Origin of the sequence: Sorangium sp. So ce1504 (assembly GCF_051521635.1) — a bacterium.
In the GTDB taxonomy this organism is placed as follows: domain Bacteria; phylum Myxococcota_A; class Polyangia; order Polyangiales; family Polyangiaceae; genus Sorangium; species Sorangium cellulosum_B.
In genome coordinates this window covers 5674621-5687846 of sequence record NZ_CP150365.1, presented here as the reverse complement: position 1 = coordinate 5687846, position 13226 = coordinate 5674621, and the positions used below count along the sequence as shown (strand labels likewise).

Sequence of the window (13226 nt, the reverse complement as noted above, 5' to 3'; positions counted from 1 at the left end):
CGATTGGAGGTAGCACGGGAGAATGACGACCCCTGTGAAGCCGCTGATGGCTGCGGCACCGGTGAGCGAGCACTCCGGCCATTTCCAGGACGGTGTCTATCGGCCCTCTCTCTCGTCGCCCGCGGAGGCGCAGGCGCTGCGGGTGACGCGAAGCGGCGTCGTGGAGCGCGCGACGCGGACCACCGCGAGGACGCACTCCGGCGTGCGGTTCTCGGAGGTGTCCGAGCTGCCTTCGCTGCTCGACCACGTGCCTGCGGTCATCGCGCTGGAGCGGCAGCCGGTGCTGCGCAACCTGCTCATCACCCAGTGCTACTACGAGATCTCCGCGGAGCTCGTGAAGCTGCTCGGCGGACGCAACGCCCACTGGTGCACCTTCGCCACGTGGGCCTCGAAGACCGCGGGGCGGTTCATCCGCAACGAGGAGGTGCCGGCGGTGCTCCGGCAGCTGATCCTCTCGGACGAGGACGAGCGGGAGGTGATCTCGCAGCGCGCCGGCATCGCGACGGGGCGCGGCAAGGGCGAGCCCGAGCGCTCGCCGCTCGCCAGCGGCGTCAACCTGCTCACGCCCTGGTGGGGTCATGGACTCGATCTGATGGAGATCCCAGAGCGGATCTTGCGCGAGCTGAGCTCGGACATCGCCCTCGGCAATCTCAAGGTCTTCGAGGAGCTCGGACCCCTGTTCGTCCGCATGATCCACCTCTATCGAGAGTGCCCGCGGCCCGGCGACGCGCAGCTCGCCGCGCTGCTCGACGGGCTGCAGACAGGGCAATCTCGTGAGGGCGGACAGGGGCTGCTCCGCAGCGCCATGGCGCGCTACCACGAGGCGATGCTCACGGAGGAGAAGGACAGGAAAGCGGAGCTGGTCCTCCTCGCCAACGCGCTCGTCGGGCTGCACGAGCAGGTGCGGCTCCAGCCGTACATCGCGAGGGCGCTCAACGCGCCCGTCCGCTGCCTCCGCGACTCGATCGGCGTTCCCGGACGGCACCTGCCCGAGGCGCTCAGGTCCGTGGTCCGCGAGCAGGCCGAGAAGGTGCAGGCGGTCTGGCGTCTGCTGGCCACGAAGGAAATGATGACCATGCGCCTGCCGGACGAGCTCCTCGATCTCGGCTACGACCTGCCCGCGCCGCCCGGCTTGCCGCTCCACTGCGCGGAGCTCGCGACCATCGAGGATCGCGAGCTCTTCGACCTCCTGAGCGAGTACAACGCGCACGACCAGACGACGCACGGCTGCGGCGCAGAGGACTGGGCGTCGCTGCCCGAGCGCATGGGCTACATCCTCGAGCTGTTCCGCTCACGGCAGTCCTGCACGCGGCTCCTCGAGCGGCCCTTCAGCCGCGAGCAGCACGCCGAGATCGTCGCCTGGCGGGTGCCGATGCACGGCGAGCTCTAGCGCCGCGCTCCGGAGCTCCTGCGGCGTCTCCCGCGGTCGCCTCGCGGCGGGACGCGCCTCGCGCGCCGCCGAGGCGCGCTGCTCCTTCTCTTCCAGCGCGCCGCCCTCCGCTCAGGGGCGGGCCGCGCGGCGCTCTGAGAGCTGCGCCAGAAGGCCGAGCGCGCCCTGACCCTCCGCGATCTCGCGCCCGCGCCGGAAGGCCGCCTCGGCCCGATCCCGCGCCTCCGCGGCCGTCGGCGCGCCGCGCACGAGGGCGATCTCGCCCTCGAGACGGTAGAGCTCTGGCTCGAAGTAGCGTTCGTCGCTCTTCTCGACGAAGGCCAGCGTGTCGGCGAGCAGCGCGCTCGCCTCGTCGACGTTGCCCGCGCCGAGCTCCGCCTCGATGAGCGCTGACCGCCAGTAGGTGAGCGACACGCGGCTGCCGACGCCCGTCAGCATCGCCAGGCCTCCGCGGATGCGCGCAGCGCCCTCGGCATACCGCGCGCGCGCCGCCTCGCCGGCCGGCCCCTCGGCCGCGCGCGCCGCCGTCGCCCAGCCGAGGTCGATCTGGCTGAGCGCCGCCCAGTGGGGCATGCCCACCTCCTCGGAGAGCTTGCTGAGCGCGTGCGCGTGCGCCTCCGCGCCCGCGAGATCGCCGAGCAGGCAGCACAGCACGGCCGCGAAGTGCTCGACGAAGCCGCGGCTCACGGGCTGGTTCAGCTCCTCGCACAGCGCGATCGCCTCGTCGACCGAGGCCCTGGCGCGCTCCGGCTCGCCGAGATGGAACGCGATCCAGGCGAGGTGAGACAGGGAGAACGCCGCGGCGTCCTGGCCGAAGAGGAAGGCGAGCGGGAGGTGACGCGCGGGATCGTAGAGCGCGAGCACCTTGTTGAAGTGCTCGCGGGCCTCGCGGAGGTGCCCTCGGAGGAAGCGCGTCGCGCCGAGCGCCTGGTGGGCGCCCAGCGTGATGCCGGCGTCGCCCGTGCTCTCGGCGAGCGCGAGCAGCTGCTCGCCGTGCTGCTCCGCCAGCGCGTAGTCTCCGCGGACGTGGAAGAAGATCCAGAGCCCCCACAGCGCGGGGAAGAGCTGCGGCGAGGAGCCCGCCTCGCGGCAGAGCGCGTGCGCGCGCGCGTACGTCGCCTCGACCTCCGGGGCGGCGTAGCCGCGCGTGATCATTAGCGGGACGCCGAGCGTGGTCTGCAGCGTGATCTCGTCGCGCGTCCGCTCCTTGGTCTCCGGGAGCTGCTTGAGGAGCTCTAGCCCGCGGCTGAGCTGGCTGATCGCCTCGGCGTGCGCGGACGAGAACAGCGAGGCCTCACCCGCGCGCTGCCACGCCGCGATCGCGGGGCCGAGCAGCGCGGCCTCGGTGTAATGCCGCGCGAGCAGCTCGGGCGGCGTATCCGTGGAGCGCTCGGCGAGGACGGCGGCGATGCGCGCGTGGTACACCTGCCGGGTGCTGCGGAGCAGCGACTGGTAGGCGGCGTCCTGCACCAGCGCGTGCTTGAACGTGTACGTCGAGCGCGGGGGGCGCCCCCGCTGGAAGAGCAGCTCGGCGTCGACGAGCTGCGCGAGCGCCTCGCGCAGCAGCTCGGGGCTCGACGCCATGAGCAGCGGCTCCGCGCCCGCGCTGCCCGCCGCGCACAGCTCGAGCGCCTCGTAGCCGAACGATCGGCCGAACACCGCGGCGAGCTGCGCGACCTCCTTGGCAGGGCCCAGGCGATCGAGGCGCGACATCAGCGAGTGCTGGAGGGTGGTCGGGATCTCGGGCGCGCCCACCCCCTGGCGCGCGGCGCTCGGCGCGCCGGTCGACTCCTCTGCGGCGGCTTGCGCGGCGGCTGACTCGACCACCATGCGCGTGAGCTCCTCGGCGAACAGCGGGACGCCATCGCTGCGCTCCGCGAGCGTCCGGATCATCTCGTCTGGCAGCGACGCCTTCATGCCCGGCGCGCCGCTCGTCGCGTATTTGCCGGCCAGCTGCTGGACGAGCGCCCGCATTCGCTCGGCGCTGAGCGGGGCGAGGTAGATCTGGGTGAAGTGCGAACGCACCGGCCACGGCGGCGCGAACGTCGGGCGCGCGGTCAGGAGCAGCAGCAGCGGAGACGGCCGCCCCTCGTCGATGAGCCGGCCGAGCAGCTCCAGGGTCGACGGGTCGGCCCAGTGCAGGTCCTCGGCCGTGAGCACGAGCGGCTGCCGATCGGCGAGCCCGAGGAAGAGCTGCAGGAGCGAGGAGATGGTCTCCTGCCGCTGGCGCTGCGGGGTGAGCGCCGGCACGGGGTGACGTCCCTCGGTCGGGATCGACAGCAGCGCGGCGAGCAGCGGCACGGCGAGCGGCCCCGCCTCCGCCTCGGCGAGCAGCGTCTCCAGCCGCGCGAGCCGGTCTTCGCGCGGCTCGAGCGCTGCGCCGCGCTCCGTCGGCGGCGCGGCGCCGCTCAGCGTGCTCGCGCGCTCGCGATCGCCCGCGAGCAGCGCGTTGAGCAGCTCGATCACCGGATAGAAGGCGCTGTTCTGGAGCTGCGGCGAGCAGCGCGCCTCGAGCCACAGGTGCGGCGTCCCGGCCAGCCGATCGCGGAAGGCGCGCACGCTCCGCGACTTGCCGATCCCCGCCTCGCCCGTCATCAGCACGACCTGGCCCGCGCCCCCCGCGGCCCGCGTCCACCGGGCCGCGATCTCGTCGAGCTCGCTGTCTCTCCCGACGAGCGGCGTGAGCCCGTGCTGCATCCTCGCGTCCAGCCGGTCCCGCGCGGTCGTGCGCCCGTGCACCGCGAAGACCTCGATCGGCTGGCGCGCCTCCTTCGGGCTGATCTCGCCGAGCGCGTCCACGTGGTAATAGCCCTCGACGAGCTTCAGCGTCGCGCGGCTCACGAGCACCGTGCCCGGCTCCGCGTGGGCCTTCAGCTGCGTCGCGGCGTTCAAGGTCGGGCCTGCGAGCGATGGCGCGGCGTCGCTGTCCGCCACGACGACCATCCCGGTGTGCACGCCGACCTGCACGGACAGCGGCGTGGACACGAGCTCGCGCGCGTTCAGGCGGGACATGTGCTCGACCAGATCGAGCGCCGCCTGCACGGCGCGGAGGGCGTCGTCCTCCCTCGCGACGGGGTGGCCGAAATACGCGATCGTCTCCTCGCCTGGGGAGCGGAGGAAGACCCCCTCTTGCGCCCCGATCACCTGGGCGCACACCGCCTGATACATCTGGACGAGCTCGTGGAACGCCTCGCTGTCGACCGTGTCCGCGATGCGCTCGGCGCCGGCGAGCCCGCAGACCAGCACGGTGAGCTGGCGGCGCTCGCCGCGGCCGGTGGTGGACATCGGCCGCGTGCCGGGCGCGACGCTGGGGCGGGACGTGAAGCTCGTCGCCGGCGCCGTCTGCGGGCTCCCCGAGGCGCCGAGGTGGATCGACGCGTTGCGGATCGGCCTCGCCGGCGCCGCGGCGGGCGCGACATTGCGGCCTGGGATCGCGAGCGTCGGCGCGGCGCCGAGCCGCTCGTCCTGCCGCTGCTGCTCGGGGGATTTGCGCACCGTGCCCGGCGGCGGCTCGGGTTGCTCGGACGGCACGAGCTGGGTCTCCTGCTCGGCCTCGACCTGCCGCGCCGGTCGCGTCGCGATCGCCCGCTGCTCCAGGGCGCCGCCGCGCTCCTTCAGCGAGGCGGAGTGTCCAGGATCGGGCGGAAGCGGCCACGGGATCCCCGACACGTCGCACTCCTCCAGCAGCTCGTAGGCGTCGCGGGCGGACCGGAAGCGATGCGCCGGCGACTTGGCGGTCGCTTGCTCGAGCAGCACGCCGAGGGGGTGGCCGCGGAGGGCGCGGGGGATCGGCACCGGCTCGGGGCTCAGCTGGCGGAAGATGACCTCGGCGATCGTCGCCTCGTGCATCACGGGCGCGCCGATCAGGCACTCGAGAAAGGTGAGCCCCCATGCATAGATGTCCGCCGCTGTGGTCGGGGTGGACTGCACGAGCTGCTCCGGGGCCATGTAGGCCGGGGTCCCGTTGAACTCCCCGGTGGGGGTGAGCGCGCGGTAGTCGGCGGAGCGGGCCTCGCCGATGAGCGCGGCGATGCCGAAATCGAGCACCTTGGCGTGCGTCCGCTTGCCCGACCCGGCGACCATGATGTTGTGCGGCTTGAGGTCGCGGTGCACGACGCCGCGCTCGTGGGCGAAGCCGATGGCGTCGAGCACCTGCAGCATCAGCCGCTTCGCCTCGTTCGGCTCGACCCCCCTCGTGCGCTGGCAGCGCGCGGTCAGCGTCTCGCCGTCGACGTACTCGAGCGCCAGGTAGAGCTCGCCTTCGGGCAGGCGCCCGGCGTCGAGCAGGCGAACGATGTTCGGGTGGCTCAGCTGGGCGATGACCTGCATCTCCCGCTCGAAGCGCGCTTCCTGGGAGCTCGACTCGCGCGAGCGCCGCAGCACCTCGGGCCGAAGCAGCTTGAGCGCCACGCGCTGGGTGGTCACGATCTGGCGCGCATCGTAGACGACGCTATGGCCGCCGCTCCCGAGGTGGCCGAGCACCTGATACCGGCCGTCCACGAGCGCGCCGACCTCGAGCAATCCATCGCGAGCGGGCATCCCCTGATCTCTTACCGCCGAACGCCGCCGGAGTGGATCGTGAACGCCGCTGCCGGTCCAGGTTGATCGCTCGCGGCGCATCGCGAGGCCCGCTGAAGCGACGCGAGACAGGGCGCCGGGGCGAAGCGGCGCCCACCTCTGCCGGCCCTCCCGCTGTGTCGCGTGCCTGGCTGTCCTTCGCTGGGCGTGATGCAGGCAACCAGATTGCCTCGGCTTGAGCGCGTGGTGCAGGAGAACGAGGTCTGATACCCTCGCGCTTGATGGGCAATGCCCCGCACTCCGGCAGCATGCCGCCACCTTCGAGTGGTCGGGGCCAAGGAGCCCTCCTCTACGCCGTCGACGATGAGGAGCTCAACCTGGACCTCATGGATCGGGCGCTCCGCTCCGGCTACCAGGTCCGCACCTTCGGGGACCCTCGCCGCGCGCTGGCGGCCGCGGTGAAGGAGCCGCCCGCCGTGGTCGTCGCCGACTACCGGATGCCTCATTTCAGCGGGCTCGCGCTGCTGCGCGAGCTGCGCCGGCAGGGGCTGAGCTACGTCCCGGTGCTGGTCTGCGCCCCGACCGACGTCGAGCAGATCCAGAAGATCTCCCGGGAGAGCGCGGCCTTCCGGATCATCACGAAGCCCTGGATCGCCTCGGATCTTCGCCGCCAGGTCGACCTGGCGGTGAGCCTCCACCAGCTCCAGGTCGCGCGGAACCACCGCTGAGCCGAAGGCGCCCCGTGGCTTCGCCGTGCGCTGTCCGGGGCGATGCGACCGGATCGCCGGCGGGCGGCGCGGGAGCGTGCTCGCGGTGGGGGGGCGTCCGGTGGTGTCCTTGAGCGATCGCTCCCTCGACGTGGTCGCGCTCGAGCTGCCGCAGCGCTTCGGCGACCGAGGGGGCGCGCTTGCCGAGATCGACGGTCTCCTCGGCTCGCCAGCGCTTGCGGGGGCAGACCTGGTGCTGCTGTCCGAGCTCATCCTCACGGGATATGTCTCGCCGCGGGGCGACAGCGATCTGCGCCGCTTCGCGGAGCCGATCGACGGGGAGTCGGCGGAGCGTCTCGCCGAGCTCGCGCGAAGGCACGGGATCGCGCTGGCCGGCCCCCTCGTCGAGGCGAGCGGGGGCCGCTTTTACAACAGCTTGCTCGTCTTCGACGCCGACGGACGGCGCGTGGGCCATTACCGCAAGCGTCATCCGTGGTTCCCGGAGCGCTGGGCGGCGCCGGGGGATCTCGGGACGCCGGTCCTCGAGCTGCGCGGCGTCAAGCTCACCGTCGCGATCTGCTTCGATGTTCACTTCGTCTCCGAAGACGCGGGCGACGCGCTCGATGAGGCCGATCTGCTGCTCTTTCCTACGGCGTGGGTCGACTCGCCCGGGGAAGGGGACATGCGCGCCGATCTCCTGCCCGTGCTCGCCCGGCGCCATCGCATCTCGATCGTGAACGCCAACTGGGGGCCCTCCCGCCCTGCGATCGACGGCCAGGGCGGCTCGCGCATCCTCGACGCGCAAGGGCGGTCGGTCGCAGCGGCGCCGCCCGGCCCAGGGCCGAGCGCTGTACGCGCCGCCTTGCGCTTCGCGCGAGAGCGGCGCGGCACGTGAGCGTGGGCGCGGGGAGCGCCAGCGCGCCCTCGCGCGTAGGCTCGAACGCCTGAGCGCGCTCAGGTGAAGGTCGAGCTTCCCCGCGCGGGCGCGGCGAAGCTGGGAGCGGGCGTGGCTCCCGCGATCGCGCTCAGGTGAACGGGAGCCGGGTCAAATCGACGTTGCCTCCGCTCACGATGACGCCGATCCGCGCCCCGTGGACCAAGCGCCGCAGGACCGCCGCCACCGGGACGGCCGCGCTCGGCTCGATGACGAGCTTCATCCGCTCCCAGACGACGCGCATCGCCTTGACGATGTCCTCTTCGCTCACGGTGACGATCTCGACCCCGCGCTCGCGCAGGACCGCGAAGGTGAGCTCGCCGAGCGAAGTGCGGAGGCCGTCGGCGATCGTGACCGGGTCGTTCGAGGGGATGATCCTCCCCTCGCGCATCGATCGCGCCGCGTCGTCCGCGGCCTCGGGCTCGGCGCCGATCGTGCGCGCGCGCGACAGCGAGCCGGTGGCGATGGCGGTCCCGGAGAGCAGCCCGCCGCCGCCCACGGGCGCGACCACGGCGTCGAGATCGTCCACCTGGGCCGCGAGCTCCAGCGCGGCCGTGCCCTGGCCGGCGATGATGCGCGGGTCGTTGTAAGGATGGACGAAGATCGCGCCCGTCTCGGAGATCACGCGGGCGATCGTCTCCTCGCGCGACCGGAGCGTGGGGGCGCAGCTCACGACCCGGGCGCCATAGCCCTCCACGGCGGCGCGCTTCACCGCGGGCGCGTTCTCGGGCATGACGATGTACGCGGCGACGCCGCGGATTCGGGCCGCGAGCGCGAGCGCGGCGGCGTGGTTGCCCGAGGAGTGGGTCGCGACGCCGCGCCGCGCCTCCTCGTCCGAGAGGGACAGGACCGCGTTGCACGCGCCGCGGAATTTGAACGCCCCGACCCGCTGCAGGTTCTCGCACTTGAAGAAGACGCGCGCCCCCGCGATGCCGTCGATCGTGCGGCTGGTCATCACGGGCGTCACGTGGGCGTGGGGCGCGATGCGCACGGCGGCGCCGCGGATGTCCTCGACGGTAGGCAAACGGCTCATGGGACGCTCATCGGAGCGCGGTCCCGGCCCGGCGTCCACCGCGAGCCCACGTGACGCCCTCGCGGCGCTGCTTCAGAACAGGTCGGCCGCGATGCCGTCGGCGAAGACCCAGGCTGCTCGCGGGACGCGGACCCGCCCGCCGGCCATCTCCAGGCGGCCGGCGCGCTCGATCCGCTCCGCGGCCCGCCTCCGCGAGGGCGGCCACGCCGGCACCCCGAGCGCCGCCGCGGCGGCCTCGAGATCGAGCCCCTCGCGCAGCCGCAGCCCGAGCATGATCCGCTCGGACAGCCGCGTCTCCGGGTCGAGCCGCTCCTCGCTCTCCACGGCGATCGCCTCGCCGCCCTCGGCCATCGCAGCCATGTACCGTTCTGGACTCACGATGTTCCGGTACCGGACCGCGAACGCTTCTCCATGCCCCTCCGCGCCGGCCGAGCGCAGGCCCCAGCGCGGGTCCGGGCGAGACACCGTCCCGTAGGCGGCGCACCCGAGCCCTATGTAGTCGATGCCTTGCCAGTAACCCAGGTTGTGGCGCGCCTCGTGACCCGGCCTCGCGTAGTTCGACACCTCGTAATGGGCGAGCCCCTCGGCCTCGAGGGCCTCGTCGATGGCGAAGAACGTGTCCGCAACGCCATCGTCTCCGGCGAGCGGCAGGCGACCGCGCCGCGCGAGCTCTCCGAACGAGGTGCCGGGCTCGACCGTCAGGCTGTACGCCGAGATATGGGTCACCCCCGTCGAGGCCACGGCGCGCGCCTCGGCGGCGGCGTGCTCGGGGCGTTGCTCCCGCGCCGCCTCGACCGTTCCGACCGCGACACCGTAGATGAGATCGCCGCTCACGCGCGGCATCCCGGACCGGAGCGCCGCCGAGAGCGCGCCGAGCCCGCCGTCTGGGTCGTGCAGGCGCCCGAGGAACCGGAGGCGATCGACGTCGAGGCCCTGAACTCCGATGCTGAGCCGGTTCACTCCGATCGCTCGGAACGCTCGGGCCCGCTGCTCATCGAGCGAGGTGGGGTTGCACTCCACGGTCACCTCGAGGTCCGGCGAGAGCCGGCCGGCGGCCGCGGTGATGGCCGACAGCACCTTGCCCATCTCGTCCGGCTCCCACAGGGACGGCGTCCCGCCGCCGAAGAAGATGCTCCGGAGCTCGCGCTCGCCCAGCACATCCTCCCGCTTCCGGAGCTCGGCCAGCACGGCGTCGGCATAGCCGCGGTGGTCGATCGCCTCCCGCGCCTTCGCGAAAGACACGAAGTCGCAGTAGGGACACTTCTTGAGGCACCAGGGGAAGTGGACGTAGACGGTGATCGGCTCCATGGTTTTCATGAATCCGCGACAACATTCGACCCGACGCAAGCGGGCGAAGCGGAAACTCCGAGATGAACCGAGATGAGGACGACGTGGATGGCGACGAGGACGCGCGGCGGAGCGCGCGTGCCCTGCGCCGGGCAACGCGCCTGGGCACCTTACTCTGCGCGCGCGCGCCGCGCATGGTGACACAATTGCGGGGTCTAGATCGCGGTGTTAGCGTGCGAAAGGGAGGGGGCGCATTGCGCCCACCGAACTCTTCATGCTGACGTTGACGGAGCTTGTCGATCGCGTCCGGACCTATCAGCCCGCTGCAGACGTCGATCTCATCGCCCGGGCCTACGCCTACAGCTCTGATGCTCACAAGGGGCAGACCCGCAAGAGCGGCGACCCTTACTTTTCCCACCCGGCGAGCGTCGCCGCGATCATCACCGAGCTCAAGCTGGACACGGCGAGCGTCTGCGCCGGGCTCTTGCACGATGTCGTCGAGGACACGCTCGCGACGACCACCGACATCGAGAACAGCTTCGGCCAGGAGGTGGCGTTCCTCGTCGACGGCGTGACGAAGCTCTCGAAGATCAACTTCGCTTCCAAGGAAGATCGGCAAGCCGAGAACTTCCGCAAGATGCTGGTGGCGATGGCGCGGGACATCCGCGTGCTCCTCGTGAAGCTGTGCGACCGCCTCGACAACATGCGGACGCTCGAGTTCATGAAGCCCGAGGCGCAGGACCGGATCGCCCGGGAGACGATGGAGATCTACGCGCCGCTCGCCAACCGCCTCGGCATCGCGCGCTTCAAGAGCGAGCTCGAGGACCTATCGTTCAGGTACATCGAGCCGGAAGCCTGGTCGGACCTCTCGCAGAAGGTCAAGACGACCGCGAAGGAGCGGGACAAGTACATCCACGAGGTCTCGAAGGTGCTCGCGGGCAAGCTCGCGGAGCAGGGCTTCGCGGTCGACGTCACCGGCCGAGCGAAGCACCTCTACTCGATCTGGCGCAAGATGCAGGCGCAGCAGTGCGATTTCGATCAGGTCTATGACGTCATCGCGTTCCGGGTCCTCGTCGAGTCGGTGGCGGACTGCTACGCGACGCTCGGCGTGATCCACTCGCAGTGGACCCCGGTCCCCGGCCGCTTCAAGGACTACGTCGCGCTGCCCAAGCCGAACATGTACCAGTCGCTGCACACGACGGTCATCGGACCCGGGCGCGAGCGGATCGAGATCCAGATCCGCACCCACGAGATGCACCGCGTCGCGGAGCAGGGCATCGCGGCGCACTGGAAGTACAAGGAGAACAACTCCGGCGGCATCGACCCGAAGGACGCCGCGCGGTTCGGCTGGCTCCGCCAGCTGATGGAGTTCCAGAAGGAGCTCAAGGATCCGGCCGAGTTCCTGGAGAGCGTTAAGGTCGACCTGTTCCAGGACGAAGTGTACGTCTTCACCCCGAAGGGCGACGTGCGCGTCTTCCCCCGCGGCTCGACGCCCATCGACTTCGCGTACGCGATCCACACGCAGGTCGGCGAGCACTGCTCGGGGGCACGGGTCAACGGCGCCATCGTCCCGCTCCGATCGAAGCTCCGGAACGGCGACGTGGTCGAGGTGATGACCAACCCGAGCCAGCACCCCTCGAAGGACTGGCTCGATTACGTCTCGACCAGCCGCGCGCGCTCGAAGATCCGCAACTTCCTGCGCACGGAGCAAAGGGAGAAGTCGCTCAAGCTCGGTCGTGAGCTCCTCGAGAAGGAGATGCACCAGCGCAGCATGAGCCTGAGTCGCCTCACGAAGCACGAGGGCGAGCTGCGCAAGGTCATGGAGCGCTTCGGGGTCACCTCGGCCGACGAGCTCTTCATCTCGGTCGGGTATGGCAAGGTGAGCGTCCGCGCGGTGTGCGAGTTTCTCGCGCCCACGCCCAAGGAGAACGAGAAGGGCACGCCGACCCCGCCGCCCGAGTCGATCAAGGAGGGGCGCATCGAGTCGCTCGTCCGCAAGGTCACCGGGCGCGACAGCCACGGCATCCGGCTGAACGGCATCGACGACGTCCTCGTCCGCTACACGAAGTGCTGTAACCCGCTGCCAGGCGACGAGATCGTCGGCTTCATCACGCGCGGCCGCGGCATCACCGTCCACCGCCGCAACTGCGCCAAGGCGTTCGACACGGACCCGGAGCGCCGCGTGGAGATCTCCTGGGACTCGCGCGCGAAGATCAACCGCCCCGTGCAGATCAAGGTGATGACGGCGAACCGGCCGGGCATCCTCGCGACGGTCGGCCACACGTTCCACGAGCAGGGTATCAACATCAGCGAGGCGACCTGTCGCGCGGGCGACGACGGTCGGGCGATGAACACGTTCACGTTCCTGTGCTCCGACCTCGCGCAGCTGAAGAGCGTGATCCGGCGGCTGCAGCGGATCCCCGGCGTGATGGCCGTCGAGCGGACCTGAGCGGCGGGCCTCAGCGGCCACGGCGAGCGCGCGCCGAGCTGCTCGTCCTGGGCGGCGCGCCCGCGGCGCTCGGTCCAGCCTCCGCCAGGGCGCGGGTGAGCGGACGGCCGAGGTCGCCGCCCGGCTCGTGTCGTGCGGCGATCTCCTGCACCTTGCGGACGAGCCGGGTCACGTCGTGGTGGCGGACCGGGGATCCAGCGGAGGCGCGATCACAAAAGAACGTGCGGCACCCGAGGGGCCTCGCGGCGTAGATCGCGCAGCGGCCGGCGTCGGTGAGCATCGGGCACCGCCGCTCCGACGCCTGCGGCAGCGCGCGTCGCCGGCTCGGGCCGCCGGCGGACGCCCCCGGCTCGGGCGCTCCCGCCCCGTCCGCTCGCACGATCCCCTCGAGCGCTCGGCGGCCCCCGCGAGCCGCGATCGCGCGCCGGACGGCAGCGAGCTCGACGGACGTCACGTACGGTTCGCGGCCTGTGATCCCGAACCGACAGCACTCGGTCGAGGCCTCGCACGTCCAGCCACTGAAGACCTCTTCCGCCTCGCGGTACACGGCCGAGAGCTCGGTGAGCAGATCGGCTTCACGGACGGGTGGATCGAGGGTCGTGATTCGACGCATTCGTTCGGAGGCGCTCTCGTGGTGATCGGACGTACTGCCAGCCCGAAGCGGTCGCGATGCAAGGGGAGGGGTGCGGAGCCGGGCGGAGCTTCAAGCAGCGACCCTAGTGCCACGCAGCGCCGCTGCGAAGCAGCAATCCGCCATCCTGACGGGGGCTCTGACGCAGGGCACCAGCGCTGCGCTGTCCATTCTGGAGCGAGCTGCCGCTGCGACCGCGGGGGCGTCGGCGCTGTTCCCGGATGCGCGAGGCCGCGCGCTGGGCGGCGAGCGCGCACGCGCTATTCTCGCGCTGGAT

Annotated in this window: 8 protein-coding genes; 4 read left to right on the top strand and 4 right to left on the bottom strand. The window is 71.6% G+C overall.

Annotated elements, in window-relative coordinates; genetic code table 11:
• The first annotated feature begins 22 nt into the window (after positions 1-22).
• Positions 23-1390 (top strand): hypothetical protein, encoded by a 1368-nt coding sequence (locus WMF39_RS21375; protein WP_437747308.1) that lies wholly within the window; start codon positions 23-25, stop codon positions 1388-1390.
• Between the two features lie 111 nt (positions 1391-1501).
• On the opposite strand, the gene WMF39_RS21370 is transcribed toward WMF39_RS21375, so the two are convergent.
• On the bottom strand, positions 1502-5929 hold the full coding sequence (locus WMF39_RS21370; protein ID WP_437747307.1) for a protein kinase domain-containing protein: 4428 nt from the start codon (positions 5927-5929) through the stop codon (positions 1502-1504).
• A 260-nt stretch (positions 5930-6189) separates the two neighbouring features.
• Here WMF39_RS21370 and WMF39_RS21365 point away from each other — a divergent pair, with 260 nt between their 5' ends.
• On the top strand, positions 6190-6636 hold the full coding sequence (locus WMF39_RS21365; RefSeq protein WP_012236479.1) for a response regulator: 447 nt from the start codon (positions 6190-6192) through the stop codon (positions 6634-6636).
• A gap of 103 nt (positions 6637-6739) precedes the next feature.
• On the top strand, positions 6740-7510 hold the full coding sequence (locus WMF39_RS21360; RefSeq protein WP_437748005.1) for a carbon-nitrogen hydrolase family protein: 771 nt from the start codon (positions 6740-6742) through the stop codon (positions 7508-7510).
• Positions 7511-7640: 130 nt separating this feature from the next.
• Here WMF39_RS21360 and WMF39_RS21355 read toward each other — a convergent pair whose 3' ends face one another.
• Entirely contained in the window at positions 7641-8582 is a 942-nt protein-coding gene (locus WMF39_RS21355; protein WP_437747306.1) for a pyridoxal-phosphate dependent enzyme, read from the bottom strand.
• Positions 8583-8654: 72 nt separating this feature from the next.
• Entirely contained in the window at positions 8655-9899 is a 1245-nt protein-coding gene (gene hemW, locus WMF39_RS21350; protein WP_437747305.1) for a radical SAM family heme chaperone HemW, read from the bottom strand.
• Positions 9900-10143: 244 nt separating this feature from the next.
• On the opposite strand from hemW, the gene WMF39_RS21345 reads away from it, so the two are divergent.
• Complete coding sequence (locus WMF39_RS21345) at positions 10144-12318, top strand: RelA/SpoT family protein (RefSeq protein ID WP_437538533.1); 2175 nt, start codon at positions 10144-10146, stop codon at positions 12316-12318.
• A gap of 10 nt (positions 12319-12328) precedes the next feature.
• Here the strand turns inward: WMF39_RS21345 and WMF39_RS21340 are convergent, their stop codons facing one another.
• Positions 12329-12931, bottom strand: a complete 603-nt coding sequence (locus WMF39_RS21340; RefSeq protein ID WP_437747304.1) for a YkgJ family cysteine cluster protein — start codon at positions 12929-12931, stop codon at positions 12329-12331.
• Positions 12932-13226 lie beyond the last annotated feature (295 nt).